Raw genomic sequence first — 24,953 nt, 5'->3', positions numbered from 1 at the left:
GCAAAAAGCATGGGCCCCGGCTCTGCAGCGCATCACTGAAGAAGTGCTTGCGCTGCGTCCGGGGCACGAGACTGCCCTACTCCTCCTCCAAGCCCAGCATCAACCGCATGTTCTGCACGGCTGCGCCCGAGGCGCCCTTGCCGAGATTGTCCAGCCGCGCGACTAGCAACGCCTGGTGGTACTTGTCGCTGGCGAAGACGTAGAGCTCGAGCAGGTTGGTCTCGTTGAGCGCCTCCGGCTCGAGCCGGCCGCCCTTGCTCGCCTCGTTCTGGAGCGGCATCGCCTTGACGTACTTTGAACCGGCATAGCGTTTCGCCAGCGCGGACTGAAGGTCCGCGCCGCTGGGCTTGCCCGGCAGCGTGTCGAGCTGCAGCGGGATCGAGACCAGCATGCCCTGCCGGTAATTGCCGACCGAGGGAATGAAGATCGGCCGCCGCGTCAGGTTCGAATAGAGCTGCAGCTCCGGCAAATGCTTGTGCTCGAAGCCGAGGCCGTAGAGCTCGAAGGACGGCGCGCTGCCGTCTTCAAAACTTGCGATCATCGACTTGCCGCCGCCGGAATAGCCGCTCACCGCGTTGACGCAGATGGGATAGTCGGGCGGCAACAGGCCGGCATCGACGATCGGCCGCAGCAGCGCGATGCCGCCGGTCGGATAGCAGCCGGGATTGGAGACTTTCTTCGCCGCCTTGATCTTGCCGGCCTGGTCCGGCGCGAGCTCCGGAAAACCGTAGGCCCAATCGGGCGCGACCCGGTAGGCGGTCGAGGCGTCCAGCACCTTCGGCCCGGAGGGACCCATGCTATCGATCAGCGCCACCGTCTCCCTGGCAGCATCGTCAGGCAGGCAGAGGATGACGAGATCCACCTCCTCCATCAGCGCTTTCTTGGCCGCAGGATCCTTGCGCTTGTCGTCGGGAAGCGTCTTCACCGCGACATCGTTCTGGAGCTTCAGCCGCTCGTTGATGCCGAGCCCGGTGGTGCCGGAGCCGCCATCGACGAAGACGGTGGCGGGCTTCCTCGCTGCGCCCGAGGTCGGGGCTTTCGTGGTCTCGGTGAGGCTCATGGTGCGGTCCTTTCGAGCATTTTGGTTTCGTTCGCGAAAGCCTCGGGCCTTGCGTCCTGCATCAGTTGCGCGATCTCTCTTGCGTCGGCGTGGGCTTGCGCGCCAAGCGCATAGGCGATCGCCACATAGTCGGCGTCCGACTTCTGCTGGTTGAGCTTGAAGCTGCCTTCGACATCCTCAACCGTCATGACCAGACCCACGATCCCTTTCTTCAGTGCCGCAAGCCGGCCCGCCGTCATCTTGCCCGACGTCCACGGCTTCTTGGGCAAGAGCCGGTTCTCGAACTTTTCGCTGAGAGTGTCGACCTGCACCGACAGTTCGTCGTCGGACAATACCCGTACCGGCCCGCTCAGATGCACGGACTGATAGAGCCAGGTCGGCACCTGATCCTGGGACACGTACCAGTCCGCCGAGACATAGGCATCAGGGCCGGTCACCGCGAGCAGCCAGGACGCAGTGCCGTCTGCCAGCTTGAGCAGCGGATTGTGACGGGCGACGTGAAAGGCCGCCTGCGGCGTGCCGTCGACGGCATAGGTCAGGTAGAACGGCAGCGGGGAGGCGACCGGCTTCCCGCCGTCGAAAGCACACATGATGCCGAAGCCGCGCTCGTCGGCGAATTTCAGGCTCGCGGCGCGATCCGGCTTGAAATGGGGTGGCGTGTACATCGTAGTCTCCTGCTGGGCCTCCTCGGGGGCCGCCGGATCAGATCGCGCTGACAGGAGAGAGAATGCCGCGGATCGGGTCCAGCGGCAAAGACGATGATCTCAAACGCGATCGACCGCCCAAACCGCAAGAGTGCGGCGGCGGCGACGGGCGAACAGGATGGTCGCGGCGTTGATCATGGCGCGCGGCTATAAGGCCAGATGCGGTTCCCGTCAAGGTGACGGTTGTCATTCCGGGGCGATGCGAAAGCATCGAACCCGGAATCTCGCGAGACAATTTCGGGATTCCGGGTTGGCTCGCTTTGCGAGCGCCCCGGAATGACTGGAGTCAGATCAGCCGCCAGATCCATTCCATGATCCTGGCGATGACATCGCCGAACAGCAGCAGCGCCGCGGCCCAGACCAGCGCCGAGACGAAATTGGCAGCCTGGAAGCTCCAGTACGGCATCTCGAAAATTCCGGCCGCGAGCGGCACGGAGGCGCGCAAGGGACCGAAGAAGCGGCCGATGAAGATGCTGGGCACGCCCCAGCTGCGCACGAACGCCTCGCCCCTCGGCAGGATTTCCGGATAGCGCGAGAGCGGCCACATCTGCGCAACGTGTTCCTTGTAGCGGTAGCCGAACCAGTAGGAGACCCAGTCGCCGAGCGCGGCGCCGATCGCACCGGCAATCCAGATCGGATAGAAGCTGATGCCGCTCACCCCGATCAACGCGCCGATGGCGACCAGCGCTCCCCAGGCCGGGATCAGCAGCGAGATGAAAGCGAGCGATTCCCCGAACGCCAGCAGGAACACGATCGGGGCAGCCCAGGCCTGATGAAGGCGCACGAAATCGGCCAGTGCATGCGCAAACTGCTCCATTCCAAAAATAGCCTTCCCGCCCCGAGGTCCTGCCAGATGGAAAAGACTGGTAAGCCAAGGACTTGTGTGACATCAAGTCACAAAGGGCAGGCTGGAACCGACGGAGGCCTCAAATTGCCGGGACTTGGCGAGCTTGCGGCGTAAAATTGCCGGCATTAACTCCCACCCACAGCGCCGGGCCTGCCCAACGGTGACCTTTGGGAGCCAGAAGTGGCATAGTCAGGCCAACCGATTCGCCGCCTCCGCGGCCCTCAAAACACATCAAGATATATGTCCAAACAGTTGAAAACGAAAGCCAAAGACGATTTGTTCGAGGGCAATGAGCCAAAGGGGCGCGCAAACGCCGCGAAGGCCCCGCCGCGCGCCAGTGGCGGCGAGGCCGATTACACGGCCGCCGACATCGAGGTGCTCGAGGGCCTGGAACCGGTGCGGCGCCGGCCTGGCATGTATATCGGCGGCACCGACGAAAAGGCGCTGCATCATTTATTCGCCGAAGTCATCGACAACTCGATGGACGAGGCGCTGGCGGGGCACGCAACCTTCATTGGCGTGGAACTCTCCGCTGACGGGTTCCTCACCGTCACCGACAACGGCCGCGGCATCCCTGTCGATCCGCATCCGAAGTTCCCGAAGAAGTCGGCACTGGAAGTCATCATGTGCACGCTGCATTCGGGCGGCAAGTTCGACAGCAAGGTCTACGAGACCTCCGGCGGCCTGCACGGCGTCGGCATCTCCGTGGTGAACGCCCTCTCCTCGCGTCTCGAGGTGGAGGTCGCGCGCAGCCAGAAGCTCTACCGCATGAGCTTCGAGCGCGGCCATCCCAAGGGCAAGCTCGAGGATCTCGGCAAGATCAACAACCGCCGCGGCACGCGCGTTCGCTTCAAGCCGGATACGGACATCTTCGGGCCTAAGGCCACGTTCAAGCCGCAGCGCCTGTTCAAGATGACGCGCTCTAAGGCCTATCTGTTCGGCGGCGTCGAGATCCGCTGGAATTGCGCGCCCGAGCTGCTCAAGGGCGTCGAGGACGTGCCGGCGGAAGCAACCTTCCATTTCCCCGGCGGCCTCAAGGATTATCTGGCCGCGGCGATCCACGCCGACACGCTGGTGCATCCCGATATCTTCTCCGGCAAGTCAGGCCGCAACGGCGCGCACGGCGCCTGCGAATGGGCCGTGGCCTGGACCGCTGATGCCGACGGCTTCCTGTCGTCCTACACCAACACCGTGCCGACGCCCGATGGCGGCACGCATGAATCGGGTCTGCGCAGCGCGCTGCTGCGCGGCCTGAAGGATCACGCCGAGCGCGTCGGCCAGGGCAAGCGCGCCTCGTCCATCACCTCGGAAGACGTGATGGTGGGCGCCGCTGTGATGCTCTCGGTGTTCGTGCGCGAGCCTGAATTCCAGGGCCAGACCAAGGATCGCCTCGCCACTGCCGAAGCGCAGCGGATCGTCGAACAGGCGATGAAGGATCCGTTCGACCATTGGCTGTCGGCCAATCCGAACATGGCCAACCGCCTGCTCGACTTCGTCATCGACCGCGCCGAGGAGCGGCTGCGTCGCCGTCAGGAAAAGGAGACGGCGCGCAAGACGGCGGGCAAGAAGCTGCGCCTGCCCGGCAAGCTCGCCGACTGCACCGATGCCGGCACCGAAGGCTCCGAGCTCTTCATCGTCGAGGGCGACTCGGCCGGTGGGAGCGCCAAGCAGGCGCGCGACCGCAAGACGCAAGCCGTACTGCCCTTGCGCGGAAAAATCCTCAACGTGGCATCCGCCGGCAAGGACAAGCTCACCGCGAACGCCCAGCTCTCCGATCTCGTGCAAGCGATCGGCTGCGGACAGCTTCTGCACTATCGGGAAGAGGATCTGCGCTATCAGCGCATCATCATCATGACCGACGCCGACGTCGACGGCGCGCATATCGCCTCGCTCCTGATCACTTTCTTCTACCGGCAGATGCCGAAGCTGATCGACGAAGGCCACCTCTTCCTCGCGGTGCCGCCGCTCTACAAGTTGACCCACGGCAACAAGTCGGTTTACGCGCGCGACGACAAGCACAAGGACGAGCTGATCAAGACCGCCTTCAACGCCAACGCCAAGGTCGAGGTGAACCGCTTCAAAGGTCTCGGAGAGATGATGCCGGCTCAGCTGAAGGAGACCACCATGGATCCGAACAAGCGGACACTCCTCAAAGTGGTCCTGCTGCCTGATGACCGCGACACCACGGCGGATTCGGTCGAGCGCCTGATGGGCACCAAGGCCGAAGCGCGCTTTGCCTTCATCTCCGACAAGGCCGAGTTCGCCAGCGACGAGCTGCTCGACGTCTGACCCTGCGATTCCCTTTCAAAAGCCCCGGCTTCAGGCCGGGGCTTTTTCATTTTGGGGGCGGTGCAGCGGCCTTTCCCGGTCGTTCAACCCTGGCGATCCGTCTCCCAAGAGTGCGACTCAGCCGCCGACTCATAGGGGCCAGGCAGCCCCACGGTTGAGGCAGGATTGCCTGCATCTCAGACAAAGGCGAACTCCTAACTAAAACTTACCCCGGGCCACGAACCCCATAACACATACAACTATTTGAATTTTTTTATGTTTTTTAGATATCGACGACGACGTCATGCAACCGGGACGACGGGCGTTTTCCGGCGACTGTGCCTGCCCTGCAACAGCATTTCGGCGAGAACCGTCTATAGTCCGGGCATCAGATCACACGGACTCCAGTGCGCTCGCGCCTGCCAAGGTTGGGGATTTAATCATGAAGAAGATTGCACTCGCTCTGACGGCGGTTGCGGCGATGACCGGTTCGGCTTCTGCTGCCGACCTGGCTGCACGTCCCTACGTGAAGGCCCCGGTCGTTGCTCCGGTTGCCAACTGGACCGGCTTCTACGTCTTCGGCGGCGCTGGCGGCGGTCTCTCGAACTCCGACCAGAGCGTCGTCTCGACGACGACCGGCACGCCCCTAACCATCACCCAGCGTCAGGGTGGCTCGGGCTGGTTCGGCACCGTCGGTCTCGGCTACGACTGGCAGTTCAACAGCACCTGGGTCGCCGGCGTGTTCGCTGACGGTCAGTTCGGCAGCATCCGCGGCACCGTGCAGGATCCGATCCTCGGCCTCACCGGCCGCCAGAAGCTGGAAGACTCCTGGGCCGCCGGCGTTCGCCTCGGCTGGCTGGTCGCTCCGAACGTTCTGTCCTACGTCAACGGCGGTTACTCGGGCGCCCACTTCGGCAGCACCAGCTTCACCAACCTGGCTGGCGGTCCGACCGGCCTCCACCTCAACGGCTACAACCGCAACGGCTGGTTCGTCGGCGGTGGTGTCGAGAACAGCCTGAACATCTTCGGCATCTCCTCGCCCGGCTGGTTCATGAAGACCGAATACCGCTCGGCCTTCTACGACGCGAAGACCCGGGATGAAATCGTCGACGCAACCAACCTGCCGACCGGCGTGAACAGCATCCGCGCCAACAGCTGGAACCAGACGATCTCGACCTCGCTGGTCTACCGCTTCAACTGGACCGGTCCGGTCGTCGCCAAGTACTGAGCTTGAAAGTACTGAGCTGATCTCAAATTCAAACGCCAAAGCCCCGGCTTCGCCGGGGCTTTTTCGTTATGAGACGTTGCTAGTGCGCAACGCTCGCCTTCAGCGATCGGTAGGCGTCCACGAGCTTGGCTTCGATCGCGACCCAATCGGCTTCGGTGATAGCTTCGCCCTTTGCATCGCGGAACGCCATGGCGTCTGCCCGCGTGACCCCAAAGTGCCTAATCCCCGCGTCGTCGACGCTCTTGCCATAGGTCAGCGCCGCCACGTGTGCGATGGTGAGGCCATAGTCCTGCGGACGGACCGCCTCGCGCCGCGCCTGCCACCAATCGAGCTCGAGACGGGCAGCCTGCTCCACGTCGAACGCCCCGGGCGCGGCCGCTACGTAATCGCGATAGTAGGTCACGAGAGCCGGTAGCGCCGCATTGGCTTCCTGTCGTGATTGCGTCGGCTGGAACGTCTTGGCCGCCTCGGCGGCACTGAACGCGATATGCAGGCTCCTGAACGGAGAAAAGCCGAACTGCGTCCGCGTCGAGGCGTAGAGATGGTAGAACAGCGCGGCATAGCGCTTGTCGTAATAGTCGCGCCACATCGCGGTCTCGAGCCGGGCCATTTCGCCGGGATCGAATGCCCGCAGATCCGCCTGGCGCGGAATACCGGCATAAGCCGCGACAAGGACGGCCGCAGCAGCCGTGCCCAAAATCACCCTGCGCCTCGAGATCAGCTTGCGCACGGACATCCTCCCCGCGGTCTCGCGTCTGCAGCCATTGTATCCGAACTGAAGCTACGGCTAGTCTGGCGGGAAGTTTTCGTGACCGACGGCGATCGTTCCTGCCGCGGGTCGCGACAGAATCAGACCGACAGGGAGGAATCCATGCGCAGAATTCTGCTAGTGGCAGGCCTGTTTGCCCTCGCCGTCGGGCTGCTCTGGATCGGACAGGGTACGGGCACCCTCGCCTGGCCGCGATCGAGCTTCATGATCAACCAGCTGCAATGGGCTGGCTACGGCGCGGCCATGGCCGGCCTCGGGCTGGTCCTGATCTGGCAGAGCAACCAATAAGAGAAACCAGGAAGCAAAGCATGACATCCAACCGGTTCGATCTCCGCGGCAAGGTCGCGATCGTCACAGGAGGTAATGGCGGCATCGGGCTCGGCCTTGCGCATGGGCTCGCCGACGCCGGCGCCGACATCGCCGTGGTCGGGCGCAACGAAGCCAAATCGGCCGCGGCGGTCGCCGATCTCAAGGCGCGCGGCGTGACGGCGATATCAGTCACCACCGACGTGACCGACCACGCCGCGGTCGCGGCGATGATCGACCGCGTCGTCAGAGATCTCGGCCGCATCGACATCCTGATCAACAATGCCGGCATGAGCATCCGCAAGCCGCCGCACGAGCTCGAGCTCGACGAGTGGCACAAGGTGATCGACACCAACCTCACCAGCGCTTTCGTCTGCTCGAAGCTGGCCTATCCGGCCCTGAAGGCATCGGGCAACGGCAAGGTCATCAATATCGGCTCGATGATGTCGATCTTCGGCGCGAGCTTCGCGACCGCCTATGCGGCAAGCAAGGGCGGCATCGTGCAGTACACGCGCGCGTGCGCCAACGCCTGGGCGCCCGACAACATCCAGGTCAACGCGATCCTGCCGGGCTGGATCGACACCGATCTCACGCGCGGCGCGCGGCAGCAGGTCTCAGGGCTGCACGAGCGCGTGCTCGCGCGCACCCCCGCCGGACGCTGGGGCGACATCGACGACTTCGCGGGCATCGCCGTGTTCCTCGCCTCAGCCGCATCCAACTTCGTCACCGGCACCGCGATCCCCGTCGACGGCGGTTTCTCGATCATGGCCTGAGGCGCGGTTGCGGCCACATCCCAAAAAGAAGCCCCGGCAAAGCCGGGGCTTCTAGTTTGATCGTGATCTTTTCTTTGCTTGGTCGTTTGTTGCTCAGTAGCGCGCGATCACAGGCGCGTCGAACTTGTAGCTGGCTCGGACGACCGCCCACTGGATGTCGCGGGGCTTGGCGTCGAAGGTGTAGTTTCCGGACAGGCCGCCGAGCTGATAGGTCTGGCTGCCGAAGGCCGCGTAATTGTACTCGAGGCCGACGATCCAGTTGCGGGTGATGCCGTATTCCCAGCCGGCGCCGACAGTCCAGCCGTTGGCCCAGTGAGTCTGGCCGCCCGAGCCCTGAGCCAGGCCGACGGTGTCGCTGACGTTGAGACGGTTGTTCACGCCGGCATAGCCGCCCTTGACGTAGAACAGGTTGTTCTGAACGGCGAAGCCGGCGCGGCCGACGACGGTCGCGAGAACGTTCGTACGCCAGGTGAAGACGTCATCGCCCGCACCGAACGCGGTGTTCACGACGGTGCCCTTGTTGTCGAGGCCGGAGATCGTACCCTCCATGCCGAACACGTAGTTATTGGCCTGCCAGTTGTAGCCGATCTGGGCGCCGCCCATGATGCCGGAGCCGCGCTGGCGATAGCCCTGCCCGGGAACGAGATCACCGAACGGCGCGCCGGTCCCGTTGTTGATGAACTGCTCGTTGGTCCAGGCGCCACCGATGTGGCCACCGACATAGAAGCCGGTCCAGTTGAACAACGGCTCGATGTAAGCAGGCGCCTTGGTGTAAGGACGCGCGGCGAGATCGGCGGCGGAAGCAGCGCCGGTCGAAACCAGAGCGGTCGTGCAGGCGAAGGCGGCAATCAATTTGTTACGCATGGTACACCCCGTGTCCTTTGATGGGCGCACGCTCACACGCAAGTTCTTACTCAAATTTGAATCAACAAAGTTAAGGCGCCGGATTGGCATTTGGCGGTCTTTGAATCCCGGACCGCTGTTGCGGGCGCGCAACGCGGACGCCGCAATTTAACGCGGCGTTATCCCTACCAGATCGCTGCGTCAGGATTCCGGCGAATGCACATGCTCGGGCCGCACGCCGATGGCGATGAAGCGCGCGGGAATGCCCTGGAGCCACGGCCAAGCGGAGATCAGGCGCAGGATCAGCGGCACCTTGAACGGTTGACCTGTGCCTTTCAGCGCGCTGCTGACGATGTTGTTCTGCACGACCACCTGCATGGCCTGGGTCATCTTCACCGGGAATTCGCGGCGGCGCCTGACGGCGTCGAGCTCAGTCTCGGATGGACAGCCCCGCATCAGCTTCTCTGCGAGCAGGTTCGCGGTCGCGACCGCATCCTGCACGGCCAGATTGACGCCGACGCCGCCGACCGGCGACATCGCATGCGCGGCGTCACCGATACAAAGCAGCCCGGGTCGCGTCCAGTGGCTCAGACGGTTGATCGCGACCGTCAGCAGCTTCACGTCATCGAAGCTCTTGACGTCGGCGATGCCGTGCCTGAGGACCGGCGCCATGCGCACGACATCGTCGAGCAGCGCCCGTAGTCCCCTCGCCTTCACCGCATCATACTGTCCCTTGGCGATGACATAGGCGCATTGCCAATAATCGCCGCGGTCGAAGGTGACCATCATCTTGCCGGGCTCGATGCGCGCAAACAGGTTCTCGGTCTCGTCGGGCCTGCGGCCCGCGCGGAACCAGAGCACGTCCATCGGTGCCCCGATCTCCTCGACGGCAAGGCCTGCGCGCTCGCGCACCGTCGAGTGCCGGCCGTCGCAGGCGATGGTGAGATCGGCCTCGATCTCGACGTCACCGTCGGGCGTCGTTGCGCGGACGCCGGCGATGGTCTCGCCCCGCCGGATCAGGCCGACAGCCTCCGTGCTCATCAGCACTTCGAGCGAGGAGAAACGCTTGCCGGCCTCGCGCAGGAAATTGAGAAAGTCCCATTGCGGCATGAAGGCGATGAAAGGGTATTTCGTGTTCAGCCGGCTGAGATCGGCGATCCGCACCTTGGTGCCACCAAACAGGCCGTCCATCTTCTGCAGGCGCTGATGCGGCAGCTTGAGGAAGCCGTCGATGAGGCCGAGTTCGTCCATCACCTGAAGTGTCGAGGGATGCACGGTGTCGCCGCGAAAGTCGCGGAAGAAATCAGCGTGTTTCTCCAGCACCACGACGCGGATGCCGGCGCGTCCCAACAGATAGCCGAGCATCATGCCCGCAGGTCCGCCGCCGACGATGCAGCAACGGACTTTTATGGAACGTGTTGCGGGTTGATCCGATGTCCCTGTCGTCATGATCCTGACCTCACTGGCAGGTGGATCCGTAAACAGGATAACAGCACCAATTTACATCGCTATCCGCATTCATTGGCTCACCGTGCCGGAACCAAGATGACGGGTCACCAGATCGAGGAACTCGCTGGCCATCGGTGAAATGCTCAAGGACCGGTGCCGAACGACGCCCACGGTCCGCTTGATCTCGGGCGCAGAGATCGGAATGGCCCGGATGTTGGAGCCGGAGTTTGTCGGCAGCGCCGTCGCCGGCAGGATCGCGCAGCCGACACCTGCTTCCAGCAATCCGAGGATGCAGGAGACGTGTTCGACTTCGTAAAACCATCGCAGCTTCAGGGCGGCATTTCCGAGCAACACCTCCAGCAGGAGCCGGTTGCCGCTGTCGCGCCCACCGATGACGAGCCGAACCTTTGCCGTTGCCTGCAGCTCGTGCAGCGTGATCTCCTGGCGAGCGGCGAGCGCGTCATCCTTGTGCATGGCCAGAACGAAGCGATCAGCCAGCAACGGCGTGAACGTGAGATCCGGATCTTCCCCCGGGTCGACGCCGATCCCGAATTCGGCCAAGCCCGACAATACGTGGCGAACGACAAAGTCCTGATTGCCGTCGAAGACCTGCACACCGACGTTTGGATGACGCCCGCTGAACGTCTTCAGCAAGGACGGAAAGGCTTGGCAGACCACAGTGGGAATGCTGGCCACCCGTATCTTGCCAAAACGCTTCTCAGCGACCTCGCGGATCGAATCCAGCATTCCGTTCAGGTTGTTGATCTGCTGGCGCGCCATTGGAAGGAAGTGGCGTCCGGCCCCGGTGAGGACCACCGACCTCGTGGTGCGGCTGAACAGTTCGACGCCCAGCGTCTGCTCCAGCTTCTGGATCCGGCGCGACAGACCGGGCTGGGTGAGATGAAGCTTCTCGGCGGCGCGCTGGAAATTCAGCAGCTCTGCCGCGATCACGAAGGCCTCGAGTTCAGCGTTCTCGACTTTCATGCGGCGCTCTCATCAGTCGCAAGCGAACCCGCATTGGACCTCAATGATGACGGTTCCTACGATCCCCGGGATAGCCGAACCAAAGGGAACAGGTAGCACCGATGCCCACCCAGCAGCAACTTGCCTCGTCAATGCCGATTGTGGCGGCCGCATCATCCGATGTGACCGAGGCCGATGCCACATATCGGAAAATCGTGCTTCGCATCGTTCCGTTCATTCTGGTCTGTTATTTCTTTGGCTATCTGGACCGGGTGAACGTCGGATTTGCCAAGCTCGGCATGGTCCACGACCTCAGTCTGAGCGAGGCCGCCTATGGCCTCGGTGCAGGCTTGTTCTTCATCGGATATCTCCTGCTCCAGGTGCCCGCGGGCTATCTGGTTCAGCTCCGCGGCCCCAGGAAGTGCATCGCGGGATCGATGATCGCATGGGGGCTCGTCTCCGTGGCGACGCTGCTGACCCGAGACGAGGCCAGCTTCTACGCGCTTCGATTCCTGCTCGGTGTCACGGAGGCCGCCTTCTTCCCGGCCGTGATCGCCTGCTTCAGCCTCTGGTTTCCCTCCTACAGGCTGAGCAAGGTGATGTCCCTGCTGTTCCTCGCCCTGCCGCTCGGGGTGATCGTCGGCGGCCCGATGTCGGGTTGGATCATGGATGCGACCCACGGCGGCTACGGCCTGAAGGGTTGGCAATGGATGTTCCTGCTCGAAGGGCTGCCGGCGATATTGCTCGGGCTGTTCGCGACCAAAGCGATTGTCGAACGACCGGACGGTGTCGATTGGTTGACACCCGGCGAGAAGGCTTTGGTGCTGCGGGAGCTCACCCAGGAATCCCGGGACAAACAAACGAGCTTGTTACCTGCATTGTGTGAGCCGACGCTCTGGATTCTGTTCGCGACAACGTTTCTCTACAACCTCGGCAATTACGGCCTCGTGTTCTGGATGCCGAGCATGATCAAGTCCATCGGCGGGCTGACGAACTTCCAGATCGGCGTCGTAACCGCCCTACCCTATTTCGTCGCCGCCTGCGCGATGCTGATCAATTCGTTCCACTCGGTCAAAACCGGCGAGAGGCTCTGGCATACCGCGCTGCCGCTGATCGCCGGCGGAGTCGCCCTGGTCGCAAGCGTGACAATGCGAGACGTGCCGGCGCTCTCCCTCTTGTGCCTGACCGTCGGCATCTCCGGCATCCAGTGCACGCTCGCCATGTTCTGGAGCCTGCCATCGCGCGTGCTTGCCGGGACCGCTGCGGCCAGCGGTGCCGGGCTGGTGAATATCGGGGCGGCCATTGCCGGATTTGCCGGTCCGACGATCCTGGGCCTTCTCGGTCAACTGACCGGCAGCAATACGGCCGGCGTGTCGCTGCTGGCGATCGGGCTATTCGCCGCGGCCGGACTGATCTTTGCGATTCCGCGGCGCCTGATGGCCCGGCCTGTCGTCTCGGCCTAGGAGGTGTCGTAGTGCTCTACAAGGCTCCAATTCCCCGTCTTCCCGACCCTCGCCCGCGCAAGCGGTTTCGGATCGCTGTCGCCGGATTTCATATCGAGTCCGTGAGTTTTCTGCCGGTCGCCTCGACCTGGGACGATTTCGAGCAGGTGGCCTTGCGCGGGGATCGCATCGTCGAAGAGCTCCGAGGCACGAACACGGTGATGGGCGGCTTCATCGACGTCTGCGAACAGGACAGCGTGGAGCTGGTCCCCCTCGTCCACACGGCTCTCGGCGCCGTCGGGCCGGCCACCGACGAGGCGGTCAGACGCTATACGGACGAGATGGCAGTCAGTGTCCGCGCGCTCCCGGACCTGGATGGCGTGCTGCTCTTCCTCCACGGCGCGTGCTGGACGGCATCCTATCCCGACCCTGAGCGCTTCATCATCGACACGGTGCGTGGCGTATTGGGGAAAGACAAGCCCTTGATCGTCGCCCTCGACTACCATGGCAACATCGACGCGGACACGTTGAAGAATGCGACCGCGGCGTTCGCCTATCGGAAATCGCCGCACACGGACACGGGTGACACGGGACGCCGGGCCGCCCTCTGCATGCTGCGCACGCTGCGGGGAGAGATTTCGCCGGCATGGGCAATCGCTAAGCCGGGCGTGCTCGTTCCGTCGATCTTCAGTGCGACCGCCCTGCGCCCCCTGGCGGATATTATCGAGGAAGGGCGGCAAATCGAACGCGACAGCCAGCACTACACCGACGTTTCGCTGATGGCGGGCTTTTCCTATGCGGACGCGCACAATGCAGGCTTCTCGGCGCTGTGCGTCACGGACGGCGACCCCGCGCGCGCTCAGCGGATCGCGGACCATCTGTCAGACCGGGTCTGGCGCGAACGGCACGCACTTTACAGGCCCTTCGACGTCTACACCGCGGAGTCAGCGGTCTCCCGGGCGTGCGCAGGCCTCACACGGCGCGAGGCAAAGGGACGTCCATACGTCCTGGTCGAGCACGCGGACCGAATGAACGATTCCACGTACTTGCTGGCGGAGCTGCTGAAGCGCCGCGTCGCAAGGGCTGCCGTGCCATTCCTCTGGGATGCGGCCGCGGCGCAGAAGGCGTTCGAAGCGGGCGTTGGCGCGACGGTGAATCTTCAGCTGGGCGGCCACAGCTCGGAGAAGGCGGGACCGACCCTGGACGTGATCGCACGCGTGCTGTGGGCAGGCCCCAAGTCATACCGCGTGTCGGGGTCCTACATGCACGGCATGCCCGTCGACCTGGGAATGACGGCCTTGCTCGACGTCGATGGCGTATCGGTGAGCGTCGTCAGCGCCTTTGCGTTCGCGGTCGACGGTGATGCATTCGGCGTGTTCGGACTGCGTCCTGAAGACTTCGACATCATCGTGCTTCGTTCCAAGACCCATTTCCGCGCCTTCTACGAGGATCTGGCGGAGGAAATCCTGATCGTGGATACGCCCGACCACGGCGTCGCCGACCTGCGGCTCCTGCCCTACGAGCGGTTGGATACGCATCGCGTATTTCCTCTCGCTCCCGAAACTTCAACGCACCGTGCGACAGAGGATCGGCAGAAGTCAAAGCCGCCTCACCGGGCAAACCGAACCGCTTAATTGTTGCTGCGGTTCGCGGTGCGGAAACTCTTGACCTCCGACACGCTGCCGTCACGGTAGGTCAATTCGACCGACATGAACTGGGTCGCGGGCGGCAGTTTCTCATAGAGCAGCATGCCGGCGCTGATGGCCGAGGGATCGCGGAGATCGCAAGGCGGCAGATTCAGCACCCTGTCCGGCACCGCCGTGTCGACGCCGATGCGCGCCTCGCGGATCGCGCAGCGGTACGACACCAGGTGGGAATAATAAACCAGGAGCCCATTGAACTGGCGGAACGACAGCCAGCTCGTCGCGGTCATGTCGAGGATCTTGCGCTGGTCGCGGATCAGCGCCGCCTCGGGATCGAACTTGATCGGGAATGGCCCCTGCATCTCGCCGGAAGCATCGACGTAGCGGACCTCGATGGTGCCGGCCTGCGCATCCGGCGGCAGCTCGATCGACGGGTTCGGCATCCGCTTGCGGGTCCGCGGGTCGAGCGTATCGATAAAACCGGTCTCGCGGAAATCGCCGTTGCCGGCCATGCGCCATGAAATTCCGATGGTGGGATCGGCGAAGGAGAAGGTCACGCTCCAGCCGCCATTGTGCCGGGAGAAGCTCGCGATCGGCGCATTGGTGCTCTCCTCCTTCGGCACGCGCGGCACCGACACCGGAGGCAGCGCGGCGAGTTTTTGCGGCGGCGGATCGGCGGGCCGCGCCGCGGCCGCCGCATCCTTCGCCGCGCCGCTGAGGAAGACGTCGTCGACCATCTGGTCGAAATAGACGGGCACCTGCTTGTGCCTGACGGTGTCGGCCATCTCGCTGACCAGACGGCGCGTGTGCTGCGCGACCTGCACGAGGTTCTCGCCGGGCTGGAGCAGCTCCTTGGCGAAGGTGCGCGTGAACACCGAGTTGGGATTGGCATCGTCGTTGGAGAGACGATCGAGCGCGGTCTGGCGCGGGCCGGCCGAGAACACCGAGAACACGCCTTCAGGCAGCTGCGTCATCGGCGCGAGGCCGCCGCCACCGGCGACCGCGCGCGTGCCTGCGCGCTCGAACGGATTGTTGCGGCAGGCGTCGAACACCAGGATCGAGGTGCGCGCCTTCTTGTTCTGGAGACGCTCGACGACGCGGTCGGCGAGAATGGAGGCGTCGCGCACCAGCTCTTCCTGGCCTTCGGTCGCCGCCGGCACGTCGGTCGGCAGCAGATAGTTCTGGCCCGCGATCTCGAATCCGTGGCCGGCATAGAAGAAGAACGCGGTGTCGCCCGGCTCGATCGCCCGGTCGAAGGCAAGCAGCGTCTCGGTGAATTGCTGACGGTTCTGGTTCTCGGCGACCATCACCTGGAAGCCGAGCTGCTTCAGCGTGTCGCCCATGGTGCGGGCGTCGTTGACGGCCTTCACGAGCTTCGGCACGTTCTTGTAGTCGTTGTTGCCGATCACGAGCGCGACGCGCTTTTCGGCATGGGCGGCGCTTGCCACCCCTGCGAGGCTCGCCGCCACACCAAGGGCCGCCAGAATTCTCAGAAGCCGACGCGTCATGGTAACATTCCCCTTGCAGCATGGCTCCGGGCGGGCCCCTTGCGCCTTTGCTCTGATAGTCGGTCCAGCCACGGCCGCGGTTCAACCCGGTCCATCGGCGCGGTTCCGTCATCTGGCCTATGGCAGATTCCGCTGGAATCTGCTTTTTCTTGGGCAATTGCGCGCGAGTGAGGGCTGCCGTGTATCGCTGGTGTACCGACGAGGTCGAACCTCAGGACCGCTTCGACTATTGGCGCGAGGTGCGCGCAAAAGGTCTGTTCGGAGTCACCGCTGAGCTCGAGCCCGAGCAGCGTACAGGGTTTTATGGCGAATTCTCGCTGAGTCAGGTCGGCCCTGGCGGCCTCGTCGAACTGAAGGCCTCGTCCTATGCGGTCGAACGCAGCCCGTCCGACATCAACAACGCGCCGGGCGACAGCATCTGCGTCTACCAGCAGCTTGGCGGCGGCGGCTGGTTCGGCGGCATGCGCTCGAGCGATTTCGCCATTGCCAATGGCAGCTTTGCCACCAGCCATACCGACCTGCCCTACCGCACCCGGCCGCTGGGCGAAGCCGGCTTTCATCTGCGCATCCTGAAGATCCCCGTCAGCGGCCTTGCGACACAGGACAGGCGCATGCGCGAGCTTGCGCCCAAGACCTTCAACGATGCCACGCTGGCGCCCCTGCTCGATGCTTGCTTCGCTGATCTCGGCGAGGCGGCCGCGATTGAGGGCTCGGCCGACGCCGCCCCGCTGGTGCAGGCGCTCGGACATCTGGCGCTGATCGAGCGCGGCATCGTCAGGCCGGGCAGCCGGCGTGGACAGGCGGCGCTCCGGACCGCCCGCCTGTCGCTGGCGCGGCGCCTGATCGCGCGCCATTTGCAGGACCCGGATCTGGCGCCTTCACGGGTGGCCGACCTGCTCGGCGTCTCGGTGCGCCATCTGCATATGCTGTTCGAGGTTGCCGAGCGCAGCTTCTGGCAGACCGTGACGGAGGAACGGCTGAAAAGAAGCCGCCAGCTGATGCGCGAAGCGCCGGACCGGCTGATCGCCGACATCGCCGCCGCCTGCGGTTTCGAGAGCCTGGCAACCTATTACCGCGTCTTCAACGCCGCCTATGGCATGGCGCCCGGTGATTTCCGCGCCCGCGCCGCAGGAGGCCGTTAACCACCCCCGTCGGCCGCCGCAGCGAAAAAGCCGAGCCGCGCCCGCTATTTGGGCAAAAACCTTAGGGTTTTTAGGACCTTCCCGCGCCTGCTCCATTGACTTTGGTCGATTCCGCCCTATGTTCCGAGGCGACGCGGCTCAGATCGAAGAGCGATTCCTGAGCCTGGCGCTTTGTTCGCGTGAGTCAGCACCCCCAGCTTCTTTGAGAGCGCGCCGTTTCGGGGTGGAACGCGACAGCCTTTTTACCCTCGATTCCGAACGGCGGTTTCGACCAGAGGCTCAATGTCCTTTTCCAATCTCGGACTGTCCGAAAAAGTCCTCGCCGCAGTGGCGGCCACCGGTTACACCACCCCTACCCCCATTCAGGAACAGGCGATCCCCCACGTCCTCGCACGCAAGGACGTGCTGGGCATCGCCCAGACCGGCACCGGCAAGACCGCAGCTTTCGTGCTGCCGATGCTCACCATCCTCGAAAAGGGCAGAGCCCGTGCCCGCATGCCGCGCACGCTGATCCTGGAGCCGACCCGCGAGCTCGCGGCGCAGGTGAAGGAAAACTTCGACCGCTACGGTGCCGGCCAGAAACTCAACGTCGCCCTGCTGATCGGCGGCGTCTCGTTCGGCGACCAGGATGCCAAGCTGACGCGCGGCGTCGACGTTCTGATCGCCACACCGGGCCGGCTGCTCGACCATACCGAGCGCGGCGGCCTGTTGCTCACCGGCGTCGAGCTGCTCGTGATCGACGAAGCCGACCGCATGCTGGACATGGGCTTCATTCCCGATATCGAGCGCATCTGCAAGCTGGTCCCCTTCACGCGGCAGACCCTGTTCTTCACCGCGACCATGCCGCCGGAAATCCGGCGCATCACCGAGGCCTTCCTGCACAATCCGCAGAAGGTCGAAGTCTCCAAGCCCGCGACCACCGCCGTCACCGTCACGCAATCCCAGGTCCCGGCCGGGCGCGAGGCGCATGAGAAGCGCGAGCTGCTCCGTCGCCTCTTGCGCGAGGCCAAGGATCTCAAGAACGCGATCATCTTCTGCAATCGCAAGCGCGAGGTCGCGATCGTCCACAAGTCGCTTCAGAAGCACGGCTTCAGCGTCGGCGCCCTACATGGCGACATGGACCAGCCGGCCCGCATGGCCGCGCTCGACCAGTTCCGCAAGGGCGAGCTTCCCCTCCTCGTCGCCTCCGACGTCGCCGCCCGTGGCCTCGACATTCCCGAGGTCAGCCACGTCTTCAATTTCGACGTTCCCCACCACGCCGACGACTACGTCCACCGCATCGGCCGCACCGGACGCGCCGGCCGCACCGGCACCGCGATCTCGATCGTCACGCCGCTCGACCAGAAGTCGATGGTCGCGATCGAGAAGCTGATCGGCCAGAGCATTCCGCGCGCCGAAGGCGACTACGAGGTGCACGCTACCAGCGGCGAAAGTGATCGCCCGCGCGAGGAGCGTGGACGCGAGCGTTCCCGCGGCGGACGCGGCAAGCCGCAGCGCGGCGGTCGCGATCGTGAGCGCAGCCACGAGCCGCGCGGGGAGGCCAGACATCAGGCAGAAGCACGGCCCGCCGGCGAGCGGCCGGCACGCGAGGCACGGCCGCAGCGCGAAGCAAGGCCATCGTCCGAGGGGCGCCATGGCTCGCGCCAACAGGCCAACAATTCCCACGTACCGTCGATCGGCCGCCCCGAGCCGCGGCGGCAGCGGGAAGTCGACACCGAGCCAGGCGATCACTCGCATCTCCCAGCGTTTCTGTTGCGTCCGGTCCGCTCCCCCGCCGGCGCCTGACGCCGCGATACACGCGTGAGTTGATCGGTCGAACGTTTACCGACCGTTCATCATCGTCCGTTAGCCTACGAACATAATTTAAGGATTGCTGCGGTCGATGGGCGCACCGACCGCTGTGGGGTATGTTCCGTGGTCAAGATGCTCGACGAACACGAACGCACGATGGCGTTCGCCGAGGTGGCGCTCGGCCAGATCCGATCGCTGAAGCAAACCGCAATTCCCCGCAATTACGAGATCTGGTACGTCTACGCGACCGGCTACAACGCGCCGCTCAACAAGATCATCAACGAGACGCTGGCCCGCAACGGCAAGCTGTCCGAAGCCGATCTCGAGCAGATCTACGACACCTACCTCTCCCACATCAAAACGACCGATCGTATCGACAAGGTTGGCGCGCGCGTCATCGGTGAGATCGACGACGTGGTGAAGGTGTTGGGCGATGCGCTCGGCATGACCGGCTCTTATGACGCCAGCCTGTCGGACGCCACGGCGCAGCTATCCTCGGCCAAGAGCCGCGAGGAGATCAAGACCATCGTCGAAAAGCTGCTGCACTCGACCACCGAGATGCGCGAGACCAACAAGGCGCTGGAAGACCGGTTGACGCTCTCGAAGAATGAGATCAGCAATCTCCAGCAGAGCCTGGAGGCAATCCGCGCCGAAAGCCTCACCGATCCGCTGACGGGCCTCGGCAACCGCAAATATTTCGACCGCATGATCGGCATGGCGGTGCAGAGCGCGCTTGCGAGCGGCGAGCCGCTGTCGCTGCTGCTGTTCGACATCGATCATTTCAAGTCGTTCAACGATTCCTACGGCCATCTCACCGGCGATCAGGTGCTCCGGCTGGTCGGCCTGTCGTTGAAGCAGACCATCAAGGGCCAGGACATCACCGCGCGCTATGGCGGCGAGGAATTCGCGGTGGTGCTGCCCAACACGGCGCTGCGCCAGGCTCTCACCGTCGCCGATCACATCCGCCGCGCCGTGATGGCGAAGGAATTGAAGAAGAAGTCCACGGGCGAAATTCTCGGTCGCGTGACCATTTCGGTCGGCGTCTCCCTGCTGAAGCAGGGCGACGACACCGACGCACTGATCGAGCGCGCGGACGCCTGTCTCTACGCGGCCAAACGCAACGGCCGCAATCGCGTGATCTGCGAAGTCGATCCGGAGTTTGCGACCGAGTCGCACAGCCGGGTGGCCTGATGTTCACCCTCGGATCTGTAGGGTGGGTTAGCTCCGCAGATGCGCGAAGCGCATCTGCTCGGCGTAACCCACCTCTTGTCTATCAACATGGATGAAGTGGTGGGTTACGCTGCGCTAACCCACCCTACGCACCGCCTTCTTGGCGACCTTGTTGGCCGATCTCTTCTTCGTCGTGGCCTTCTTCGCCGCCTTCTTCCCCTTCTTGACCTTGGCGCGCTGGGCGGCGGCGAGCGCGGCCCTCGCCCATTGCGCCAGCTCCTCGGAATCGTCGAACAGCCGTGCCGGCAGCTCCCAGTAGGAGGTCACCAGCACGGTCTTGGCGCGGGTCGAATACTGAAACGGCTTCGAGCCCTCGGCTTCAAAATCCGGGATGGTCACCTCGTCGGCGCGGAAGAACAGGCCGGCTCGCAAGGCGAGCGCGAAATTGATGCCGTCGGCGGAGATGCCGTAGCCGGAGAACATTTTTCGGATGGCGACGGGGCCGAAATCGGCAAACAGGTCGATCAGAAATTCGCGGTCCATGGCTCTCTCCGCCGTCGTCCTGGCGAACGCCAGGACCCATAGCTCCAGGGAGAAGTTTAGCGAAGACTGGCGGTCGCGCCACCACTGTACTGGCACCGCGCATGATCGAGAGATCACGCGGTATGGATCCCGGCCTTCGCCGGGACGACAGCGGAGTGCTTGGCGAAAGCGGGGTTACCCGTCGATCTTGGCCGGACGCAGCTCGACGGACTCGCCGCAGCCGCAGGCGGAGATCTGGTTGGGGTTGTTGAAGACGAACTGGGCCTGCATCTTGTCGGCCTTGTAGTCCATCTCGGTGCCGAGCAGGAACAGCACGGCCTTGGGATCGACCAGGATCTTGACGCCCTTGTCCTCGACGACCTCGTCGGTCGGGCGGATCTCGTGGGCGTATTCGACCGTGTAGGACTGGCCGGCGCAGCCCCCGTTCTTCACGCCAACGCGCAGACCCACGATCTCGGAATCGGCGCGCTGGGTCAGCTCGGTGATGCGCTGGGCAGCAGCGTCCGTCAGCCGCATCACCTGCGGGCGCGGGCGCCGGGGCTTGGGTGTCGAAGCTGGAGTTGCCTGGGTCATGTTGTTTATGTGGTCCGTTGCAGAACGAAATTCAATGCGCGTTGAGACCGTCACCACATGTTGAGCACGAGGCGGGCCTCGTCGCTCATGCGTTCCGGCGTCCAGGCCGGCTCCCAGACCACCTTGACGTTGACCACGCCGACGCCGGGCACGCTGGCGACCGCGTTCTCAACCATGGTCGGCAGCTCGCCTGCAGCCGGGCAGTTCGGCGTCGTCAGCGTCATCTGCACGTCGACGGAACGGTCGTCCTTGATCTCGACCTTGTAGATCAGGCCGAGCTCATAGATGTCGGCGGGAATTTCCGGGTCGAACACGGTCTTGAGCCCGGCAATGATCTCGCGGGTCAGACGCTCGGTCTCCTCCGGCGGCAACGCCGAATGCGTCTCCATCGGACTAGCTTTGATTTCGGCCGTGTCACTCATGCGAACAAATCCCGCGCCTTGAGCAGCGCCTGTGCCAGATGATCGACTTCTTCCCGCGTATTATACATGCCGAACGAGGCCCGGCAGGTGGCCGTGACGTTGAACCGCTCTAAAAGCGGCATGACGCAATGGGTGCCGGCGCGCACCGCGATGCCCTGGCGATCGATCACGGTGGCGACGTCATGGGCATGCGCGCCCTTGAGCTCGAAGGAGATCACCGGGCCCTTGCCCTTCGCCGTGCCGATCAGCCGCAGCGAGTTGATCTCGCGCAGGCGTTCCTGGGCGTAGGCGGTGAGGTCGGCCTCGTACGCAGCGATGCGCTCCTTGCCGATCGAATTGACGTAGTCGATCGCAGCGCCAAGGCCGACGGCCTCGATGATCGCCGGCGTTCCCGCCTCGAACTTGTGCGGGGGATCGCCATAGGTGACGATCTCGCGCGAGACCTCGCGGATCATCTCACCGCCGCCGTTGAAGGGACGCATCGCGACGAGATGGTCGTACTTGGCCCAGAGCACGCCGATGCCGGTGGGACCATAAACCTTGTGGCCGGTGAAGACGTAGAAGTCGCAGCCGATGTCCTGAACATCGACCGGCAAATGCACCGCGCCCTGGCTGCCGTCGACCAGCACGGGAATTCCGCGGCCGTGCGCGATCTTCACGACGTCCTTGACCGGCACGATGGTGCCGAGCGCGTTCGACATCTGCGTGATCGCGACCAGCTTGGTCTTCGGGCTCAGCAGCTTCTCGAACTCGTCGATGAGGAAATTGCCCTCGTCGTCAACAGGCGCCCACTTGATCACGGCACCCTGGCGTTCCCTCAGGAAGTGCCAGGGAACGATGTTGGAGTGGTGCTCCATGATCGAGATGACGATCTCGTCGCCTTCTCCGATGTTCGGGCCGCCCCAGGACGATGCGACGAGATTGATCGCCTCAGTGGCGTTGCGGGTGAAGATCACCTCTTCAGTGCGGGGCGCGTTGATGAACTGCGCAACCTTGGTGCGGCCGCCCTCATAGGCTTCCGTCGCCGCGTTGGCGAGGTAATGCAGCCCGCGATGCACGTTGGCATATTCGCTCGTATAGGCCTGCGTCATGCGGTCGAGCACGGCGCTCGGCTTCTGCGCAGAGGCCGCGTTGTCGAGATAGACCAGCTTCTTGCCGTAGACCTGCATGGCGAGCGCCGGAAAGTCCTGGCGCACGCGCGCAACATCATAGGCGCCGTTCTTGACTGCGGGATGCGTCGTCATGACCGTCGCTCCAGCCAGCGCTCGGCAATGCCGATCACGTGCTCGCGCAAGACATCGTCGGCGATCTGCTCGATCGCCTCGCCCACAAACGCCTGGATCAGCAGCGCCTGGGCCTGCTTCTCCGGCAGGCCACGGGCCTTCAGGTAGAACAAGAGGCTGTCGTCCAGCGCGCCGGCGGTGGCGCCGTGGCCGCAGGAGACGTCGTCGGCAAAGATTTCCAGCTCGGGCTTGTTGTCGGCCTCGGCTTCGTCCGAGAGCAAGAGCGCCCGGGTCATCATCTTGCCGTCGGTCTTCTGCGCGTCGGGACGGACGATGATGCGGCCCTGGAACACCGAATGAGCGCGGTCGTCGATCACGGCGCGGAAGGTTTCCCGGCTGACGCAGTTCGGCACGGCATGGTCGACCACCAGCGTGGTGTCGCCGTGCTCGGTTTTCTGCAGCAGGTTGACGCCATTGGCCGAGAGCTCGCTGCCCTCGCCTGAGAGTGTGATGAAGCCCTGCAAGCGGCTGACTGCAGCGCCGGTCGTCATGTTGAAGAAGTTGAACTTCACGGCGGCGCCGACGGTGACGAAGTGCGAGGAGACGTTCACCGCATCAGGCGCGTCGTCCATCAGGCGGATATGCGCGACGTCGGCATCGTCACCGATCCAGAGGATCACCGCGTCGTTGACCTGGTAGCCGCTCGCCTTCCCGGCCGCGACGAAAGTCTCTACGAGAGTAGCACGCACGCCTTTGCCAATTCGCAGATGCGAGCGGGTGAACGCGGACGCGCCGGCCGCCGTCGCGATATGGATAAGCTGGACCGGCGCCGACAAATGGGTGCCGTCGGCCACCGAAACCACGACGCCGTCCGTCGCCAGGGCCGCATTGAGCGAGATGACCGCATCGGTCGAGGCGGTCCGGAGGAGATCGCCGGCGGCAGGGTTGGCCTCATTCGCGAGAACCTCGCGCAGCGACTTGACGCTGACCTCGGACGCAAGCGCCTTGACGTCGGACAACTCCGCCGCGAATACGCCGTCGACCAGCACGAGCTTGCGGGCGCCTTCGATCGCATGGGCCTTCACGGCCTCCGCGGCGCGCTTCAGCGCAGCCGCATCAGGCGCGGCGGCCAGCGGCGGCACTTCGCCGACCAGGGCGCGGAGGTCGGTGTATTTCCATTCCTCGATCCGGCGATGCGGCAGGCCGAGACGCTCATAGGTCTCGAACGCCTCGCGGCGCACTGCTGCCACTCCGGGCGAGCCCGGCAGGCGGCCTTCAGCGCTGGCGAAGAGATCGCTCACCGCGCGGCCATTCCCGGTCTTTGCCACAGCAACGTTCATCGCAAAAATCCTTACGCGTCCTCGAACTGGGCGTAGCCGGACGCCTCCAGCTCCAGCGCCAGATCCTTAGCGCCGCTCTTCACGACCCGACCGCGCGACATCACGTGCACGAAATCAGGCACGATGTAGTTCAGCAGCCGCTGATAGTGGGTGATGACGACCATCGCACGCCCCGGCGAGCGCAGCGCGTTGACGCCGTCGGCAGCGATGCGCAGCGCGTCGATGTCGAGGCCCGAATCCATCTCGTCGAGGATGCACAGGCTCGGCTCGAACAGCGCCATCTGCAGCACCTCGTTACGCTTCTTCTCGCCGCCGGAGAAGCCGACATTGACGCCGCGCTTGAGCATGTCCTGCGGGATGTTCAGCGACTTCGAGACTTCACGGACTTTCTTCAGGAAGTCCGGCGTCGAATATTCGCTCTCGCCGCGTGCCTTGCGCTGCGCGTTCAGCGCGGTGCGCAGGAAGGTCATGGTGGCAACGCCAGGAATCTCGACCGGATACTGGAACGCCAGGAACACGCCCTTGGCGGCGCGCTCGTCGGGTGACATCTCCAGGAGGTCCTCGCCCTTGAACAGGATCTGGCCGTCGGTGACCTCGTAGCCGGGCTTGCCGGCGATGACGTGCGAGAGCGTCGACTTGCCGGAGCCATTCGGCCCCATGATCGCGTGCACCTCGCCCTCGTTCACGGTCAGCGTCAGCCCGTGGAGGATCTCACGCTCCTCGACACGAACCTTGAGGTCTTTCACTTCAAGCAAAGCCATCTTGGTACCCAGTCTATTCAATTGATGTTGGAGCGCCGGAGCGCGCCGCCGGGGTCGGAGTTAGCCGACCGACCCTTCGAGCGAGATCGAGATCAGCTTCTGCGCTTCCACCGCGAACTCCATCGGCAGCTGCTGCAGCACGTCCTTGACGAAGCCGTTGACGACGAGGCCGACCGCTTCTTCCT

At 64.1% G+C, this 24,953-nt stretch carries 23 protein-coding genes; 9 read left to right on the top strand and 14 right to left on the bottom strand.

Features of this window, described 5'->3' with window-relative positions; genetic code table 11:
* Positions 1-76 precede the first annotated feature (76 nt).
* From argC to HYH07_RS30635, 3 genes are all read right to left on the bottom strand, one after another.
* Positions 77-1,060: an N-acetyl-gamma-glutamyl-phosphate reductase gene (argC, locus tag HYH07_RS30645; protein ID WP_220005969.1), complete on the bottom strand. Its 984-nt coding sequence runs from the start codon at positions 1,058-1,060 to the stop codon at positions 77-79.
* A complete protein-coding gene (locus HYH07_RS30640) occupies positions 1,057-1,725 on the bottom strand; it encodes an FMN-binding negative transcriptional regulator (RefSeq protein WP_220005968.1) in 669 nt (222 codons plus the stop codon). The genes argC and HYH07_RS30640 overlap by 4 nt, the downstream gene beginning before the upstream one ends.
* A gap of 325 nt (positions 1,726-2,050) precedes the next feature.
* A complete protein-coding gene (locus HYH07_RS30635) occupies positions 2,051-2,581 on the bottom strand; it encodes a DedA family protein (RefSeq protein ID WP_220005967.1) in 531 nt (176 codons plus the stop codon).
* Positions 2,582-2,851: 270 nt separating this feature from the next.
* On the opposite strand from HYH07_RS30635, the gene parE reads away from it, so the two are divergent.
* Complete coding sequence (gene parE, locus HYH07_RS30630) at positions 2,852-4,900, top strand: DNA topoisomerase IV subunit B (protein ID WP_220005966.1); 2,049 nt, start codon at positions 2,852-2,854, stop codon at positions 4,898-4,900.
* Between the two features lie 421 nt (positions 4,901-5,321).
* Complete coding sequence (locus HYH07_RS30625) at positions 5,322-6,107, top strand: outer membrane protein (protein WP_220005965.1); 786 nt, start codon at positions 5,322-5,324, stop codon at positions 6,105-6,107.
* A 79-nt stretch (positions 6,108-6,186) separates the two neighbouring features.
* Here the strand turns inward: HYH07_RS30625 and HYH07_RS30620 are convergent, their stop codons facing one another.
* Positions 6,187-6,837 carry a hypothetical protein gene (locus HYH07_RS30620; RefSeq protein WP_220005964.1) on the bottom strand — a complete coding sequence of 217 codons (651 nt, stop codon included), beginning with the start codon at positions 6,835-6,837 and terminating at the stop codon, positions 6,187-6,189.
* A 141-nt stretch (positions 6,838-6,978) separates the two neighbouring features.
* Between HYH07_RS30620 and HYH07_RS30615 the strand changes: the two genes are divergently transcribed.
* Positions 6,979-7,164, top strand: a complete 186-nt coding sequence (locus tag HYH07_RS30615; protein WP_220005963.1) for a hypothetical protein — start codon at positions 6,979-6,981, stop codon at positions 7,162-7,164.
* Positions 7,165-7,184: 20 nt separating this feature from the next.
* Positions 7,185-7,955 (top strand): SDR family NAD(P)-dependent oxidoreductase, encoded by a 771-nt coding sequence (locus HYH07_RS30610; protein ID WP_220005962.1) that lies wholly within the window; start codon positions 7,185-7,187, stop codon positions 7,953-7,955.
* 93 nt (positions 7,956-8,048) lie between these two features.
* On the opposite strand, the gene HYH07_RS30605 is transcribed toward HYH07_RS30610, so the two are convergent.
* The 3 genes from HYH07_RS30605 to HYH07_RS30595 all read right to left on the bottom strand — a co-directional run bounded on the left by HYH07_RS30605 (position 8,049) and on the right by HYH07_RS30595 (position 11,231).
* On the bottom strand, positions 8,049-8,819 hold the full coding sequence (locus HYH07_RS30605) for an outer membrane protein (protein WP_220005961.1): 771 nt from the start codon (positions 8,817-8,819) through the stop codon (positions 8,049-8,051).
* Between the two features lie 180 nt (positions 8,820-8,999).
* A complete protein-coding gene (locus HYH07_RS30600; protein WP_220005960.1) occupies positions 9,000-10,247 on the bottom strand; it encodes an FAD-dependent oxidoreductase in 1,248 nt (415 codons plus the stop codon).
* A gap of 69 nt (positions 10,248-10,316) precedes the next feature.
* Complete coding sequence (locus HYH07_RS30595; protein WP_220005959.1) at positions 10,317-11,231, bottom strand: LysR family transcriptional regulator; 915 nt, start codon at positions 11,229-11,231, stop codon at positions 10,317-10,319.
* A 194-nt stretch (positions 11,232-11,425) separates the two neighbouring features.
* On the opposite strand from HYH07_RS30595, the gene HYH07_RS30590 reads away from it, so the two are divergent.
* Both HYH07_RS30590 and HYH07_RS36755 read left to right on the top strand, forming a co-directional pair.
* Entirely contained in the window at positions 11,426-12,673 is a 1,248-nt protein-coding gene (locus HYH07_RS30590) for an MFS transporter (RefSeq protein WP_220005958.1), read from the top strand.
* Positions 12,674-12,684: 11 nt separating this feature from the next.
* Positions 12,685-14,286, top strand: a complete 1,602-nt coding sequence (locus HYH07_RS36755; RefSeq protein ID WP_312016709.1) for a M81 family metallopeptidase — start codon at positions 12,685-12,687, stop codon at positions 14,284-14,286.
* Here HYH07_RS36755 and HYH07_RS30580 read toward each other — a convergent pair.
* Complete coding sequence (locus HYH07_RS30580) at positions 14,283-15,803, bottom strand: caspase family protein (protein WP_220005957.1); 1,521 nt, start codon at positions 15,801-15,803, stop codon at positions 14,283-14,285. The genes HYH07_RS36755 and HYH07_RS30580 overlap by 4 nt on opposite strands.
* Before the next feature lie 179 nt (positions 15,804-15,982).
* Between HYH07_RS30580 and HYH07_RS30575 the strand changes: the two genes are divergently transcribed.
* The 3 genes from HYH07_RS30575 (at position 15,983) to HYH07_RS30565 (ending at position 19,927) form a co-directional block, all read left to right on the top strand.
* A complete protein-coding gene (locus HYH07_RS30575) occupies positions 15,983-16,945 on the top strand; it encodes a helix-turn-helix domain-containing protein (protein ID WP_220005956.1) in 963 nt (320 codons plus the stop codon).
* Between the two features lie 282 nt (positions 16,946-17,227).
* Positions 17,228-18,730, top strand: a complete 1,503-nt coding sequence (locus HYH07_RS30570; protein WP_220005955.1) for a DEAD/DEAH box helicase — start codon at positions 17,228-17,230, stop codon at positions 18,728-18,730.
* A gap of 129 nt (positions 18,731-18,859) precedes the next feature.
* On the top strand, positions 18,860-19,927 hold the full coding sequence (locus HYH07_RS30565) for a GGDEF domain-containing protein (protein WP_220005954.1): 1,068 nt from the start codon (positions 18,860-18,862) through the stop codon (positions 19,925-19,927).
* A 114-nt stretch (positions 19,928-20,041) separates the two neighbouring features.
* Here HYH07_RS30565 and HYH07_RS30560 read toward each other — a convergent pair whose 3' ends face one another.
* The 6 genes from HYH07_RS30560 to sufC all read right to left on the bottom strand — a co-directional run bounded on the left by HYH07_RS30560 (position 20,042) and on the right by sufC (position 24,768).
* Positions 20,042-20,449: a TfoX/Sxy family protein gene (locus HYH07_RS30560; RefSeq protein WP_220005953.1), complete on the bottom strand. Its 408-nt coding sequence runs from the start codon at positions 20,447-20,449 to the stop codon at positions 20,042-20,044.
* Between the two features lie 174 nt (positions 20,450-20,623).
* Positions 20,624-21,022 carry an iron-sulfur cluster assembly accessory protein gene (locus tag HYH07_RS30555; protein WP_074123211.1) on the bottom strand — a complete coding sequence of 133 codons (399 nt, stop codon included), beginning with the start codon at positions 21,020-21,022 and terminating at the stop codon, positions 20,624-20,626.
* A gap of 50 nt (positions 21,023-21,072) precedes the next feature.
* Entirely contained in the window at positions 21,073-21,444 is a 372-nt protein-coding gene (locus HYH07_RS30550) for an SUF system Fe-S cluster assembly protein (protein WP_220005952.1), read from the bottom strand.
* Entirely contained in the window at positions 21,441-22,688 is a 1,248-nt protein-coding gene (locus HYH07_RS30545; RefSeq protein ID WP_220005951.1) for a cysteine desulfurase, read from the bottom strand. The genes HYH07_RS30550 and HYH07_RS30545 overlap by 4 nt, the downstream gene beginning before the upstream one ends.
* A complete protein-coding gene (gene sufD, locus HYH07_RS30540) occupies positions 22,685-24,007 on the bottom strand; it encodes a Fe-S cluster assembly protein SufD (RefSeq protein ID WP_220005950.1) in 1,323 nt (440 codons plus the stop codon). Before sufD ends, HYH07_RS30545 begins: the two co-directional genes overlap by 4 nt.
* 11 nt (positions 24,008-24,018) lie before the next feature.
* Positions 24,019-24,768, bottom strand: a complete 750-nt coding sequence (sufC, locus tag HYH07_RS30535) for a Fe-S cluster assembly ATPase SufC (protein WP_220005949.1) — start codon at positions 24,766-24,768, stop codon at positions 24,019-24,021.
* Between the last annotated feature and the right edge of the window lie 185 nt (positions 24,769-24,953).

It is taken from the genome of Bradyrhizobium sp. BR 10261, assembly GCF_019455395.1.
Lineage (GTDB): Bacteria > Pseudomonadota > Alphaproteobacteria > Rhizobiales > Xanthobacteraceae > Bradyrhizobium > Bradyrhizobium manausense.
Note: the sequence above shows the minus strand (reverse complement) of the source record. Positions and strands in the feature narration are given on the sequence as shown.